Origin of the sequence: Gemmatimonas aurantiaca T-27 (assembly GCF_000010305.1) — a bacterium.
GTDB lineage: Bacteria > Gemmatimonadota > Gemmatimonadetes > Gemmatimonadales > Gemmatimonadaceae > Gemmatimonas > Gemmatimonas aurantiaca.
Genome location: NC_012489.1, coordinates 2540841 through 2555513, shown reverse-complemented (window position 1 = coordinate 2555513; position 14673 = coordinate 2540841). Strand labels below are relative to the sequence as shown.

General features: G+C 64.0%; 10 protein-coding genes and 1 tRNA gene. 6 read left to right on the top strand and 5 right to left on the bottom strand.

Annotation, left to right across the window (positions count from 1 at the left end):
• Positions 1-217: 217 nt before the first annotated feature.
• Positions 218-610, bottom strand: a complete 393-nt coding sequence (locus tag GAU_RS11235; protein WP_012683668.1) for a hypothetical protein — start codon at positions 608-610, stop codon at positions 218-220.
• Between the two features lie 85 nt (positions 611-695).
• Between GAU_RS11235 and GAU_RS11230 the strand changes: the two genes are divergently transcribed.
• Positions 696-896 carry a hypothetical protein gene (locus tag GAU_RS11230; RefSeq protein ID WP_012683667.1) on the top strand — a complete coding sequence of 67 codons (201 nt, stop codon included), beginning with the start codon at positions 696-698 and terminating at the stop codon, positions 894-896.
• Here the strand turns inward: GAU_RS11230 and GAU_RS11225 are convergent.
• The 3 genes from GAU_RS11225 to uvrA all read right to left on the bottom strand — a co-directional run bounded on the left by GAU_RS11225 (position 881) and on the right by uvrA (position 5555).
• Positions 881-1315 (bottom strand): HIT family protein, encoded by a 435-nt coding sequence (locus tag GAU_RS11225; protein ID WP_012683666.1) that lies wholly within the window; start codon positions 1313-1315, stop codon positions 881-883. The two genes, GAU_RS11230 and GAU_RS11225, sit on opposite strands and share 16 nt — an antisense overlap.
• A gap of 1194 nt (positions 1316-2509) precedes the next feature.
• Positions 2510-2582 (bottom strand) — tRNA-Asn (locus GAU_RS11215).
• A gap of 96 nt (positions 2583-2678) precedes the next feature.
• Positions 2679-5555, bottom strand: coding sequence for an excinuclease ABC subunit UvrA (uvrA, locus tag GAU_RS11210; protein WP_012683664.1), 2877 nt, complete (start codon positions 5553-5555; stop codon positions 2679-2681).
• Between the two features lie 43 nt (positions 5556-5598).
• On the opposite strand from uvrA, the gene GAU_RS11205 reads away from it, so the two are divergent.
• The 4 genes from GAU_RS11205 to GAU_RS11190 are packed head-to-tail and all read left to right on the top strand — an operon-like array spanning position 5599 to position 9376.
• On the top strand, positions 5599-7509 hold the full coding sequence (locus GAU_RS11205) for an ABC transporter ATP-binding protein (protein ID WP_052574389.1): 1911 nt from the start codon (positions 5599-5601) through the stop codon (positions 7507-7509).
• Between the two features lie 60 nt (positions 7510-7569).
• Positions 7570-8349, top strand: a complete 780-nt coding sequence (locus GAU_RS11200; RefSeq protein WP_012683662.1) for a Stp1/IreP family PP2C-type Ser/Thr phosphatase — start codon at positions 7570-7572, stop codon at positions 8347-8349.
• Between the two features lie 32 nt (positions 8350-8381).
• Positions 8382-8594 carry a hypothetical protein gene (locus GAU_RS11195; protein WP_012683661.1) on the top strand — a complete coding sequence of 71 codons (213 nt, stop codon included), beginning with the start codon at positions 8382-8384 and terminating at the stop codon, positions 8592-8594.
• Positions 8591-9376: a thioredoxin family protein gene (locus GAU_RS11190; protein ID WP_012683660.1), complete on the top strand. Its 786-nt coding sequence runs from the start codon at positions 8591-8593 to the stop codon at positions 9374-9376. The genes GAU_RS11195 and GAU_RS11190 overlap by 4 nt, the downstream gene beginning before the upstream one ends.
• 14 nt (positions 9377-9390) lie before the next feature.
• Here GAU_RS11190 and GAU_RS20880 read toward each other — a convergent pair whose 3' ends face one another.
• Positions 9391-10656 carry an HD domain-containing protein gene (locus GAU_RS20880; RefSeq protein ID WP_012683659.1) on the bottom strand — a complete coding sequence of 422 codons (1266 nt, stop codon included), beginning with the start codon at positions 10654-10656 and terminating at the stop codon, positions 9391-9393.
• A gap of 220 nt (positions 10657-10876) precedes the next feature.
• Between GAU_RS20880 and GAU_RS11180 the strand changes: the two genes are divergently transcribed.
• Complete coding sequence (locus GAU_RS11180; protein WP_012683658.1) at positions 10877-14653, top strand: TonB-dependent receptor; 3777 nt, start codon at positions 10877-10879, stop codon at positions 14651-14653.
• Positions 14654-14673 lie beyond the last annotated feature (20 nt).

Below are 14673 nucleotides of genomic sequence, written 5' to 3'. Positions count from 1 at the left end.
CATGCGGTCCGGCGAACGCCGATCAACGGCGCATGCGCCTCAGGGCACGACGCGAGCTCCCAGGGCAGGGATCACGACGGACATGAGACGTCGACGCGCCATGGGCGGCGGATCAACGGATACCAGGTTGTCTGAGAGCGCGCGGCCGTAGATGGCACGCGCGTGAGTGAAGACGTCGACGCTGCGGAGCTTCACGCAGCGGACATCGTGTCACACGTCAGCCGTTGATCGGCGGACGGAGCTGGGGCTCGAGACGCGCACTGGCTGGCATGCGGGTCAGGCGTACCACCGGCGCACTGGCCACGACAAGCCCATTGTCGAAATCGCCAAGCGGGACCACGTCGGCGGCCCCGTGAGCGTGCAGGCAATGACAGGCATGCTGGGAGTGCACGGGCCCGTCCGGTGTCGAGGAATTGCTCGACCCGCCACCCGCTGTCATCATGGAGACGGCGGACACCTGCGCATCGCCGTCGTGCGCGTCAGCAATGAGCCCCTCGCCCGAATACAGGGCAAGGCAGCACAGGACCATGAACGCGATGAGGCGGCGCCAGCGATTCAACCGGGAGTCGTTGAAGGGGATATCGGAGCCTAGTCGCAGTGGATTCCTCATTCAAGGTCACCAGACCGGCGAATACCGTTACGTGGAAATCGTGATAGCGGGGCACCTCTCGGATTCCGAGGGGTACTGTGCGCCCATGCGACACCTCCTCGACCTCAAGGACGGCGGCTCGATCGTCGAGTGCCGGGATGCCAACCAGGTGCGTGCGTTCAGTTCGCTCTGGCAATCCGCGCTGGATCTCTGTGATCTCCGGTTTCAGAAACAGATCGCCGAGAAGATCAGAGCCATAGCCGACGCGAGCAGACGAGCACTCGATCTCAGTTATCCGTCGCGTTGAGTTAAGCCCGCTCGCACCATTTCCGCGTACTGCTCTCTCGTGGCGAAGTCCACGTTCTTCGGCAGTGTTTCATAGACCCGAAGAATGTTGTCGTGGTCCAGACGGGGATGGATGTGGATATGCAGATGTGGCACTTCCTGAAAGGCGGCTTCGCCGATGGAGTGCCACAGGCTGAGTCCATTGTTGGGGAAGGCCAGTCCGACTGCCCGTGTCACGCGGGACACCGATTGCATGAGCGCGGCGCCGGTTTCCGGGTCCAGATCTCGCACATCGTTGATGTGCACCTTGGGGATGACGAGCACATGCCCCGGATTCGCCTGGCGGAGATCAATGAAGGCCAGCGTTTTTTCGTCGTCCAGTACGATGCTGGCTTGAGCGGATCGCTCGACGATCTGGCAGAAGATGCAGTGGTCGGTCATTGCGGATGGTGAAAGCCAGCGGTGGGAGCCATGAGAAGAGCTTCAGCCAGATGCTGACGCCACTCATGCAAATATCACCACGCCTCGATCGCCGGTTCTCGCGTCGCGTCGCGTCGCGTCACGTCACGTCGCAGATCCCCGGGGGTGGGGAGGGTGTATGAGGTGAGCGACAATGCCGCTCACCTCACGCAGGATGCTCAAATGGAGACGACGAACATTACCCAACTCGGGGACGCCGGTCCTTGAATGAAAAGGCGCCAACGTCCGCCCGAGTATCGCGCCGCACAGAGCGGACTTGTGTTGGTGCCAAGCCCCCCCGGCTGCACGTAGTTCCATTCGGGACGTTCCATGCTCGTGGTGACAAAACATGCGAGTACCGGAGGCCGAACCGGGTCGGAGCCAATCTCGGCAGGCAACACCTGATCTGCCCGATTGGACCAAATTTCCGTCACGTACGTCATTCGTACGGGAGCCTCTCCCGGAGGCCCCTGCGGCCCCGCTGGACCTTGCGGTCCCTGTGGTCCAGTCGGACCTGCAGGACCCGCCGGACCTTGAGGCCCCGGGGTCGCTGGACCGGCCGGGCCTTGAGGGCCCTGGGGACCCGCCGGACCCTGAGGTCCCTGTGGGCCGGCAGGACCAGTGGCGCCCGGAGCGCCTTGTTGTCCTGTTTGGCCCGTCTGTCCAGTGGCGCCTGTTGCACCCGTGTCACCCTTGTCCCCCTTCGCACCGGGAGGGCCTGCAACGCCGTCGGCGCCCTTACACGCGGTGAGGAGCGCGAGTGTCAGCAGAAGTCTCTTCATCAAGGTCCTCAATGGGTATTGCAGCGATATGGCCCGCGCTGCCTCGGGCACCATATTGATTGACGGAACAGCCTCAGCACTTCACGCAATTGACAGTGCGGTGCACAAAAGAAGATCGTCTCCCATTCGTGCGCACATCAACGTGGTGCTGCGGCTGTGAAATTGGCAGGCGTTGCAAGGCCTCATTGCCCACGGCGTCGATCGAAATTCGCGTGAAGAGGATCGCCCGACACATAGACAGTGTCGACTGCCATCACCACGATTGATCGGTTGAGATTCAAGCTGAGGAGCCTCATGAGTTCCTCCTGCGTGCATAGCACCGCCGTAACACCAAACGAAAAACAGGCGCCCCATTTCGGGAGCGCCTGTTTTCGTAACTCTATGTTTTCAGCAGCTCCCGGGGAGGGACTCGAACCCCCGACAGGGTGATTAACAGTCACCTGCTCTACCACCTGAGCTACCCGGGAATACTTCCTCCGACGGCCCCGTTTGGAGCGCGCCAGAGCCTCATATAATCACCTTCGCCAGCGCCCCAGTCAAGCGCGGCCGGCGTGCAATTCGCCCTATTTGACGCTCGTACCCGAGCCCGGCAACACGGTGCGCAGCCACCGGCCCGTGTGGGACGCCGCCACCTGCACGATCTCCTCCGGGCGACCCATCGCCACCACCTGGCCGCCGCCATCGCCGCCATCGGGGCCCATGTCCACGATCCAGTCGGCCAGCTTGATCACATCCAGGTGGTGCTCGATCAGCAACAGGGTGTGCCCCTGCGACAGCAGCCGCTCGAAGACCTGCGCCAGCCGACGAATGTCTTCCAGGTGCAACCCGGTCGTGGGTTCGTCCATCACATACAGCTTCCGGGCCGCCCCGCGCGCGGTGAGCGCCAATTCGCGGGCGATCTTGAGCCGCTGTGCTTCGCCGCCCGACAATGTGGTGGCCGGCTGTCCCAGTCGCAGGTACCCCAGTCCCACCTGCTGCACATGCCACAACGCCTGCGCCAGCTTGTCTTCGCGTGGAAAAAACCGGATGGCTTCGTCCACGGTGAGCTCGAGCACATCGGCGATGTTCTTGCCACGCACCCGCACTTCCAGCACCTCAGGCTTGAAGCGCTTGCCGCCACACGCATCACAGGGCACAAACACATCGGCCATGAACACCATCTCCACTTCGATGGCGCCTGCACCCTCACAATGATCGCATCGCCCGCCGGCCACATTGAACGAAAAGTGGCCCGCCGCGAAGCCCTTGGTCTTCGACAGCGGCGACTCGGCGAACAGTCGTCGCACCTCGTCGAACGCCTTCACGTACGTGACCGGATTCGAGCGCGGTGATTTGCCGATGGGGCTCTGATCGACCAGCACCACATCGTCGAGATGTTCGAAGCCGGTGAGCGAGGTATAGCCGCCCACCGTCTCGCCAAGATGCTCCTTCGCGGAGTGTTCACCATGCAGTCGCGATTCGAGCGCGTGGAACAGCACGTCGTGCACCATGGTGCTTTTGCCAGACCCCGACACGCCGGTCACCACGGTCATGGCCCCCAGCGGAATGCGCAGATCCACACCATGCACATTGTGTGCGCGCGCGCCCTTGAGTTCGAGCCAGCGTGGACCCACAGGGCGTCGCTTGGTGGGCACTTCGATGCGACGCGCGCCGGTGAGGTACTGCCCCGTGAGTGGACTCTGCTCCACATCGGCCATCGGTCCGGCAAACACCACCTGGCCGCCATGCTCACCGGCGGCCGGGCCCATCTCCACCATGTAGTCGGCGATGCGCATGGCTTCGAGGTCGTGTTCCACCATGACCACGGTGTTGCCGAGGTCGCGCAAGCGGGTGAGCAGTGACAGCAATCGGTCGAGGTCTCGTGAATGCAAACCGATGCTTGGCTCGTCCAACACATACGTGGCATCCACCAGCGCCGCGCCGAGTGCGTTCGACAACGTGATGCGTTGTGCTTCGCCGCCCGACAAGGTGCGGGTGGCGCGGTCGAGCGTGAGATAGGTGAGTCCGACATCGGTCAGGAAGCGTGTGCGGGCCCGGGCCTCGCGCAGCACCGCATCGGCGATCACCGCGTCGCTGCCGCTCAGCGTGAGCGCATCGATCCAGGTGCGCAGGTCACGGACCGGCCACTGCGCCACTTCGGCGATGGTGCGTCCATCCACACGGACCTGCAACGCCTCGGGCTGCAGCTTGGTGCCACCACAGTCGCGGCACGGGCGCGCGCTCTGGTACTGCCGCAGAAAGATGCGGATGTACTGTTTGTACTTCTTCTCTTCCAGCGCCTCGAGAAACGGCAAGATGCCGGTGTACGCGCGCGAGGTGGTACGCAGCAACTTCTGCTGGGCCTCGGCCGGCAACGTGCTCCACGGAACATCGGCCGATACGCCCAGGGTGCGGGCAAAATCCACCACCAGGCGGCGCTGCTTTTCGTAGCGTGGCGCCGTCCACGGATCGATGGCGCCGTCACGCAGTGAGCGCTCCGGATGCGGCACGATCAAGGCCAGATCGTAGTCGAGCGTGGCGCCGAAGCCGTTGCACGTGGGACAGGCGCCGCGTGGGTTGTTGAACGAAAAGAGTTGCGGCGTGGGCGACGGCGCGCGCGTGCCGTCATTGGGACATTCGAATCGCTCGGTGAACGCGAGTTGCCACACCGCGTTGCCTGGCGCCGCCCCCACTCGTTCGGCAATCGATTCCGGTGGCACGATCGCTTCGGTGAGCAGAATGCGTGCGTCTCCGTCCCCTTCGGTGAAGGCCGTTTGCACCGCATCGGCGATGCGGCCACGCGCCGACGGTTCCACCCGCAGGCGATCCACCACGATCGAGACGTTCTCGCGCGTGGCGAGATTGAGCGTCTCCTCGGTCACGTCATCGAGGTGCAGCACTTCCACGCCGTGTGTGGCCGGCACCGCGACACGCACAAAGCCCCGCGCGCGCAGGTTTTCGGCGATCACCGCATGCGACACTTTGCTGGACCGCACCAGTGGGCAGGCCACCAGGAAACGTGTGCCCTCGGGCAAGGCGAGCACCGCGTCGGTCACCGACTGCACGGTGTCCGGGCGCAGTTCGCGTCCGCACTTGGGGCAGTAGGTGCGTCCCACACGTGCCCAGAGCAGGCGCAGATAGTCGTAGATCTCGGTGGCCGTGCCCACGGTGGAACGGGAGGTACGCGTGGGATTCTTCTGCTCGATGGCCACGGCGGGAGAGATGCCCTCGATGGAATCGACGGCGGGTTTCTCCATGCGCTCGAGGAACTGCCGGGCATACGCCGACAGTGATTCCACATATCGGCGCTGCCCTTCGGCGTACAGGGTGTCGAACGCGAGCGAAGACTTGCCCGAACCCGACACCCCTGTGACGACCGTGATGGCACGTCGTGGGATATCGAGATCGAAGCCTTTGAGATTGTGCTGGCGGGCGCCGCGGATGCGAATCGTGTCCTTCATTGCCTGAAAACTATCCGTGTGGCCAACTAGATTCCCCGGTCGCATGCCGCCAGGACCACGAGGGGGCTCCACAGGCGCCCACGCCGACGACGAATCCGCAGGATCGGCCTACGACGCACGGCTCGTGCGTCGGTTGTTGGCATACGTGCGTCCCTATCGGGTGCTGGTCGCGGCCGCCCTGGGGTGCATTGCCATCACAGCGGGCATGCAGCTCGCCGGCCCGCTGCTCACACGCTGGGTGATCGACACCGCCTTCCCAACGCGGGATGTGGGGCTGGTGGTGCAGGCCGCGATGGCCTTCGCGGGGCTTCTGGTTGTGCAGTTTGCGTCGTCCTACGGTGAGACGGTGCTCACGGCGGTCATCGGCCAGCGCGTGATGCGCGACCTGCGGCAGGAGCTGTTCACACGCCTGCAGCAACTGCCGATCAGCTACTTCGACCGCACCCCCGTGGGGCGGTTGGTCACGCGGGTCACCAGCGACGTGGAAGCGCTGAATGAACTGTTCACGGCCGGTGTCGTGGCAGGCATTGGCGACCTTTTCACGCTGGGCACGATCGGCGTGGTGATGCTGTTCATCGACTGGCAGCTCGCGCTGGCGGCGTTTGTGGTGATCCCGCTGGTCCTGCTCGTGTCGCGGGTGTTCCAGAACAAGGTGCGGTCGAGTTATCGCGTCATACGCACGCGTGTGGCGCAGCTCAATGCCTATCTGGGGGAGCGCCTGTCGGGCATTCGCATTGTACAGCTCTTCGGTCGGGAAGCGGGTGAGATCGCCCGTTTCGAGACGCTCAATCAGGGGCATCTCGATGCTCAACTGAAATCGATCACGTATTACGCGCTGTATTTCCCGGCCATCGAGTTTCTCACCACACTGGCATTGGCCAGTCTGTTGGTGACATCGGGCGTGCTGGTCGAACGTGAAGCGCTGACCGTCGGCACCGTGGCGGCCTTCCTGCAGTTGGTGCGGCGTTTCTTTCAGCCGCTGCAGGATCTTTCCGAGAAGTACAACATCCTCCAGGCGGCCATGGCGGCGTCGGAGCGGATCTTTGGACTGCTCGATACCCCACCGGCGCCGGGGCTCACTCCGACGCCGGACCTGGCACAACGGGTCGCCCGCGTGCGCGCCGAAGGGATCACCATCACGTTCGAAAACGTATGGTTCGCCTACGAGAGCGGCGGTGGCATCAGTGAAGATCGCGTGCAGCAGCCCACCGACCTCCCATCGGACACGGAAGTCCGTTGGGTGCTCAAGGATGTCAGCTTCACCGTGGCGCCCGGTCATTCGCTGGCATTGGTCGGCCATACCGGGGCAGGGAAGACCACCATCGTGAACCTCCTGCTGCGCTTCCACGACCCGCAGCGGGGGCGCATTCTCATGAACGGGGAGGACATCCGGGACATTCCCGTGGATGTGCTCCGTTCGGTGATGGGGTATGTCCAGCAGGACATCTTCCTGTTTGCCGGGGATATCGCGGCCAACCTGCGGCTCGGCTCACCGATCGACGATGTGGCGCTTCATGCGGCAGCCGCGCGGGTGGGCGCCGACCGGGTGATTGACCGGCTCCCCGGTGGCTGGGCGCATGAGCTGGGGGAGCGCGGCGGCGGGATCAGCGTCGGGGAGCGCCAATTGCTCGCCTTCGCACGGGCCATTGCGTCTGATCCCTCGTTGCTCATCCTCGACGAGGCCACCAGTGCGGTGGATTCCACCATCGAGGCCCAGATCCAGCAGGCCGTGTCGACCCTGATGCAGGGGCGTACGACGGTGGCCATTGCCCACCGGTTGAGCACCATTGTCGATGCCGATGAGATCCTCGTATTGCACCACGGCGAGGTGGTGGAACGGGGGGCCCATCGTGCGCTGGTGGCGGCCGGCGGCATGTACGAACGCCTGTTTCGGCTGCAAGCGGGCACTATTGTCCCGTCGGAACGCTTGCCAAGCGCGGCGGCTTCCGGGTAGCTTCGCAACTGACGAAGGCGCACCCCGCGTCACTTTCCCGAGACGAACCACTCTTTCCACGTGCAGCTTTCTGTCGCCGCTGGCACCGACGTCGGACGCATTCGGGCAGGCAACGAAGACAGCCTCTATGCGGACGCCGATCGAGAGCGCGGTCTCTTTATCGTCGCAGATGGCATGGGTGGGCACGCCGCTGGCGAAGTTGCCAGTGAAATGGCCGTGCAGATTGTCGCCCGGGACCTGACCGACGTACGTGACCTGACGCAGGCCGAAGCCGGCACCCGCATGGCTGACGCCCTGAAGGCCGCAAATCGGGCCATTTACGAGCGCACCATTCAGGAAGCCGAAAAGCAGGGGATGGGCACCACGGCCTCCTGTCTGCTGGTGGGCCATGGCCGCTACATCATCGGACACATCGGTGATTCGCGTGTATACCTGCTCCGCGATGGCGTGTTCCGGCAGGTCACCAAAGACCATTCCTATGTGCAGGAGCAGGTCGACGCCGGCTTCCTGACCCCGGAACAGGCCCGCTACCACCCCTACAGCAACGTCATCACCCGCTGTGTCGGTGCCAACGCGGCGGTCGAGGCAGACGTCCTGACCGGGGAAATCCGGAACGGTGATCTCTATCTGGTCGCCTCCGATGGGCTGACGGGCATGGTCGAGGATCCGCAGCTCAAGCGTATTCTCGAATCAAAGCAGACACCGGGTCGCATGGTCGATTCCATGATCACCGAGGCCAACCGTCGTGGTGGGCTCGACAACATCACGGCCATCGTGGTGCAGGTGATCAATGTGCTGACCGGTCAGACGGGCGAGCAGGCCGCAGTCGGGCGCGGCTGATCCTGCGTCTGCCTCCTCTCCGCCGCTGACAGATGTCCACGTCCGACGAGACGGTTGGCGGTCTGGCGTCGCTCTACCTGGGCAATATCCTGTACGCCGTCGAGCGCTGCGCCCTGTCGCTCGAGGCGGAAGGCAAGCCGGTCGACGCGGCGTTCTATCGCGGCATCGGCCGAAAGCTGGCAGACGCACATGGCAGGGCCCGTTCGGCGCCCCCTGACTCATCCCCCTCACGCGGAATCCCATGACCGTTGCCCGGACGTTCGCCAAGACTGTGGCCTGTCTCCCGCGTCGCGCCGATGGTGGCATTCGGTCGCTGAGCGTGACGGCGGCCTTGCTGGGTTCCCTGGTGTGCGCACCGGCGCTGCAGGCGATGGGCTTCGGCGCGGCGCTGCCGTGTGGGCCTCAGGACGTCTCGACCAGCCTCGTGGGACCGCGGGCCGAGATGCGCACCAGCAGCATGTTGCCCGATTCTTCCATGCTGGCGCTGTTCAAGTCCGGACAGACGTTCCCGGATTTCCTGGCGGCCGCCAAGGCGCGGCGTGAAGGGTGGTTGCGGTTGGCCGACAGCGCGGTGGTTTCCGACGCGCTGGTGGCCCGGGCGCGGGCCGTGGGGGGCACCTGGCACCTCATGATCATCGCCATCGACAGTTGCGGTGACTCGATGAATTCGGTGCCGTATGTGGCCAAGCTTGCGTCACAGGTGCCGGGCCTCGAACTGCGCATCGTCCTGCCAACTGCCGGCAAGGCGGTGCAGGAACGCTTCCGTTCTCTCGACGGCCGAGCGACGACGCCCACGTTCATCCTGCTCGACGAGACGGGGCACGATCGTGGATGCATCACCGAACTGCCGAAGGGCATCCGGGGATGGGCCACCAGCTCACGGGCCGCCAAGATGCCCTCGGATTCCCTCCGCGCCGGCATCAATGCGTTCTATGTACAGAACCGCGGCGAATCCATCGTCACCGAAACGATCGAGATGATGGAAGCCGCGCGCCGTGGTGCCGTGGTGTGTGAACGGGGCGCCTGAGGCGCCCTGGTCACCTAGAGTCCCAGTTCGCGACGCACACCGTCCGCATCGAGGCCGACAATGTGCAGGATGCGTTCGGCCGGTACCGGTGCCCGACCAGCGGTGAAGACCCGCAGACGACGAGCGGACTGATAGAGCTCGTCGCTCAGACGGGGCAGGTTGAGCGCGCCTTCGAAGCCTTCTGCCGTGAGCCGTTGTACGCGGCCGTCCCGTCGGAGCATGGGGATATCCACGCCGAGCATCTGGGTCTTGGCCGGAAAGTCGAGCAGCAGATCTCCGCTGGCCATACCGAACTCCCGCGCCAGAGCATTTTCCACTGCGTACGTGAGCCGGTAGTCGGTGGCGATCCACTCTCCCACGTCTTCGCCCAGTGTGGCCGCCGGCCGCTCATAGGCCCGCTTGTGCAGGCGTCGCACACGAATGGCGTCGAGCAAGGTCCGGGCTTCGGCGTTGAGCGACGGCGTGTCGAGGTGCACCAGTAGGCCTTCATCGGTGAATCGCGCCACCCGATCACGCGCTACCGCACCGGTCTCGATGGCCACGGCCACCAAACGCTTGTACATGGCGGTCGCGCTGCGCACCGCATGATGCCAGTACACGTTGCGATACATCTGGTACTTGGCAAATAGCAGGGATTCGAGCGCCGACAGCCCCTTCTCGTGTACGCCGATGGCCCCACGGGGGTGATCGGGCGATGAGACGACGACCAGCGAATTGAGCAGCCGGTCCACATCGATTTCGCCGTACGGTACCCCGCACATGGTCGCGTCGCGCTTGAGATACTCGATCTTGTCGAGATCGATGGAGCCGGAGATCAGCCCCTGCAGCGGACTGTCGCTGTGTCCTTCGATGAGGGCGAACACGGCCGCTGGGGCATCGGCGCCGAGGTGCTGGCGAAGAATGACGCCGATTTCCCCCCCCGAGATGAGGGGCCTGGCGACCTCCTCATGGTCGGTGACGCCGATCTCTTCGAGTGCATGCGAAAACGGGTAGTGCCCCACGTCGTGCAGCAGGGCCGCGGCCCGCGCGATCTGCTGTTCGGTGGTGGAAATGCCGGTCAGTGCACCGCGCTCCTCCAGCAACCGCAGCGCCAGGCCGGCCAGGTGCCAGGCGCCCAGAGCATGCTCGAATCGGGAATGCGTGGCACCGGGGTACACCAGGAACGCGAGACCCAGTTGGCGCACGTAGCGCAGCCGCTGCAGAACCGGCGTTTCCAGCAGCGCGAGGGCCAGGGGATCGAGGCGGATATTGTTCCAAAGCGGATCGCGCAGGATTTCCATGGCGCAAAGATAGGCGAAGGTATCGGCGAGGGGTCATTTCAGTTCGGAGAATGCGCCTGTCCCCGCGTTGTGCGGTTCGGCATCAGGGACGAATGGCGCGGCACTGGGCCCAACGAAATGATGAGAATGGGCATAAATGGCGGTTATAACCGGACCTCGGCTCACCGCCGGGTTGGTCTCCGTTCTGTTAACAAATGCAAAAGCCCACCGTCTAAGCGACGTGACTACTTCCACGCCCTTTTTTCGACATCTGATCGGCGCGTTGGCGCTGCTGCTCGTGAGCAGCGTCCAGGCGTTTGCGCAACAGATCGATATCATCCGCGGCCGGGTGACCGGCACTGACACCCTCGCCATTCAAGGCGTGCTGGTGACCGCGACGACTCTCAGCGGCAATGTCAGCCGTACCGCGCGTACCGATCGCAACGGACGCTACACGATTTCCTTCCCCGGCGGGGAAGGCGACTACTGGGTGACATTTTCCGGTATCGGCCTTGGACCGCGTCGCTATCAGGTCAAGCGCACGGCGGATCAGGAAATCCTGATTGCCGACGCCCGTATGGCTCCGGCCGCTATCACGCTGGACGCCGTGAACGTGACGGAGCGGGTTGCCGCGTCGCGCAGTGATACGGTGTCCGATGTGTCCGGTACCGAAAAGGCCGTGTCCGACGAAACGGCTGGCTTCCTGAATGTCGATCAGTTGGGTGACCTGGCGGCGATGGCTTCGGCGATCCCCGGCGTCCAGTTGCTGCTCGGCGCCGACGGTGCCTCCGACGCCTTCTCAGTGTTCGGGTTGGGCGGTGACCAGAACAACGCTCAGCTCAATGGTCTGAATTTCGGCGACGCGCAGCTCCCGCGCGATGCGGCCGTGATGACGTCGCTGTCCACGTCCACGTACGATGTGTCCCGCGGTGGTTTCTCCGGTGGACAACTGCAGGTCCGCACGCGTTCGGGTTCGAACTTCGTGCGTCGCACCCTCAGCACCAACTTCATCGCCCCGCCGATGCAGTGGGCCGACCGCGTGGGTATTGCGACCGGCCAGCAGTACACGAACATGTCCGTGGGTGGTGGCGCGTCCGGTCCGATCAGCATGGACCGCGCCTTCTACAATACGTCCTTCCAGTTCGATCGTCGCCTGCAGGATTTCCAGACCCTGCTCAGCACCAGTGACATCGGCTTCCAGACGGCGGGTGTGGCGAGTGACTCGGTGGCGCGCCTGCTCGACATCCTCGGCGGCGAGCAGGTGCCGACGACGGTGGTGGGGTACTCGCCACAGCGTATCAACAATCGCCTGTCGTTCCTGACCAGCTTCGACTACGTCCCGCAGAGCTCCTCACGTGGCAACACCTATGCGTTGACGGTCTCGGGCAATTTCAATCGCACGTCGCCGGTTGGCGGCGGCGGTGGTTTTGGTGGTGGTTTCGGCTTTGGTGGCGGTGGTTTTGGTGGTTTTGGCGGTGGTGGTCTCATGGCCCCCACGCGCGATGGTGAGCGCACCAACTGGGGCGGCGCCGTCCAGCTCCGTCAGAGCGGCCTGCTCGGATGGAAGGGCATCTTCACCGAAACGACGGTCGGCTACAGCACCAATCGCACGGATGCGAGCCCGTTCCTGGTGCTCCCCTCCGGCTCGGTGCGTGTGAACTCGCAGCTTTCCGATGGTTCGGCGTCGGTGAGCACGCTGCAGTTCGGTGGTGCCCAGGCGATGAACAACGCCAACGCGTCGTCGTCGATTGCCGGCAACAACACGATGTCCTGGTTCTCGAGCGACAATCGTCACCGTGTGAAACTCACCACCGAGTTCCGCCGCGATGATTTCTCGAACCTGTTCAACTTCAACGAGTACGGGAGCTACTCCTACAACTCGCTGACCGACCTGCAGGCCAATCTGCCGGCGTCGTTCACGCGTCTGTTGTCGCCGCGCACCCGTACGGGCAGCCAGATGATCGGCGCGATGTCGCTGGGTGATGCCTGGCGGCCGATCAATGACCTGCAGATCCAGTACGGTGTGCGTGTTGACGGCAACCGCTTCTCCGCGGGACCGCAGACCAACGCCGACGTGCTGGCCAAGTTCGACTACGACAATGCCGAAGTGCCGAATCGTCTCTACGTCAGCCCGCGTGTGGGCTTCTCGTGGACGGTTGGTCAGGCTGACCAGATGGCCCTGTTGCCGGGCATGATCCGCGCGCCGCGCGCTGTCATCCGTGGTGGTGTGGGCGTGTTCCAGAATACGCCGGGAACGCAGCTCATTTCCAATGCGATCGACAACACCGGCTTGCCGAGTGGTCTGCAGCAGCTCACCTGCGTGGGTGAAGCGACGCCGATCCCGAACTGGGAGTCGTTTGCGGCCGACCCGAACAACATTCCGCGCACCTGCGCTGACGGCACGAACGGTTCGGTGTTCTCGAACAGTGCGCCCAACGTGGTGCTCTTCGTTCCCGACTACCGGGCACAGCGCTCCATCCGTGGTAACCTCGGCTGGCAGGGCGCCATGCTCCGCAACCGGGTGATGCTGAACGTGGATGCCACGATGTCGCGCAACCAGCGGCAGCAGGGTGGCATCGACCTCAACTTCCCGAACAACCAGCAGTTCACGCTGGCCAACGAAAACGGTCGCCCGATCTACGTGACGCCCGGCGCGATTGTGGCGAGCACCGGCCAGGTGGCGTGGCGTGAAGCGCGACTGGTCGATGCGTATGGCCGCGTGACGGCGCAGACGTCGGACCTACAGGCCGAAAGCAAGCAGCTCAACGTGGGCATCCGCCCGATGGTGTTCAATTCCAAGTGGGGTTGGAGCCTGTCGTACGTGCTGTCCGATGTGCGCGAACAGTTCCTCGGCTTCAACAGCACGGTCGGCGCGCCGATCGGCATCGAATGGTCGAAGGGCACGTTCTTCTCGCGCCACCAGATCCAGTACTCGCTGAGCTACAACGCGTTCGATGCCATCCGCATCTCCTGGAACGGCAACTTCCGCTCGGGTGTGAACTACACGCCGACGATCAACCAGGACATCAACGGCGACAGTTACGGCAACGATCGGGCGTTCATCTACGATCCGAGCACGGTGTCGGATCCGGCGCTGAAGGCGGGCCTCGAAAACTTCCTGAACACCGGCACCCGCGAAGCCGTGGAGTGCCTGCGCAGTCAGATGGGCGGCTTCGCCGGTCGCAATTCGTGCACCGGGCCGTGGCAGATGACGGGCAATCTCAATGTGTCCTTCAACTCGCTGAAGCTCGGCCTGCCGCAGCGTGCCAACATCCGTTTGCAGATTTCGAATCCGCTCAACGGCATCGATCGCCTGATCAACGGCGAAGATGGCCTCAAGGGTTGGGGCGCGACGCCGAACCCGGGCAACAACGGTGCACTGCTGTTCGTGCGCGGCTTCGATCCGCTCACCAACACCTTCAAGTATGAAGTGAACGAGCGTTTTGGTTCGACGCGTCCGCAGCAGACCACACAGCGTGCCGCGCCGACCTCCATCACGCTCTCGGTGAACTTCGATGTGGGTCCGTCGCGTGAACAGCAGCAGTTGTTGCAGCAGCTCGACCGCGGCCGTACGCGCCCGGGCAACAAGCCGTCGCTGCAGCAGCTTCGCAACACGGCCAGCAGTGGCCTCATCAACCCGATGCAGCAGTTGCTCTTCCAGGCCGATACGCTCAAGCTCACGCGCAAGCAGGCCGACAGCCTGGCCACGCTGAATCGCTGGTATCTGCTCAAGAGCGACAGCATCTGGACGCCGGTGTCGCGCTTCCTCGTCGATCTGCCGGACCAGTACAGCCATGCCGACGCGTATCGTCGCTATCGTCGGGCCCGTGAAGACGCGGTGGATCTGCTGATCGCCGTGGCCCCTGGCATTCGCAACATGTTGTCGGAAGAGCAGGTCCGTATCCTGCCGACCGCGCTGGTGACGTTCATGGACAAGCGCAACCTCCAGGGGCTTCGCTCCGGCACCAGCGGTGACAATCGCTTCGGTGGCGGCGGTGGCTTCGGTGGTGGGCGTTGATCACGACGACCAGAGGATAT

Bases quoted from the DNA above. Each gene is read 5' to 3' on its own strand.
- GAU_RS11235 (WP_012683668.1), bottom strand. From the start codon at position 610: ATGAGGAATCCACTGCGACTAGGCTCCGATATCCCCTTCAACGACTCC.
- GAU_RS11230 (WP_012683667.1), top strand. From the start codon at position 696: ATGCGACACCTCCTCGACCTCAAGGACGGCGGCTCGATCGTCGAGTGC.
- GAU_RS11225 (WP_012683666.1), bottom strand. From the start codon at position 1,315: ATGACCGACCACTGCATCTTCTGCCAGATCGTCGAGCGATCCGCTCAA.
- uvrA (WP_012683664.1), bottom strand. From the start codon at position 5,555: ATGAAGGACACGATTCGCATCCGCGGCGCCCGCCAGCACAATCTCAAA.
- GAU_RS11205 (WP_052574389.1), top strand. From the start codon at position 5,599: ATGCCGCCAGGACCACGAGGGGGCTCCACAGGCGCCCACGCCGACGAC.
- GAU_RS11195 (WP_012683661.1), top strand. From the start codon at position 8,382: ATGTCCACGTCCGACGAGACGGTTGGCGGTCTGGCGTCGCTCTACCTG.
- GAU_RS11190 (WP_012683660.1), top strand. From the start codon at position 8,591: ATGACCGTTGCCCGGACGTTCGCCAAGACTGTGGCCTGTCTCCCGCGT.
- GAU_RS20880 (WP_012683659.1), bottom strand. From the start codon at position 10,656: ATGGAAATCCTGCGCGATCCGCTTTGGAACAATATCCGCCTCGATCCC.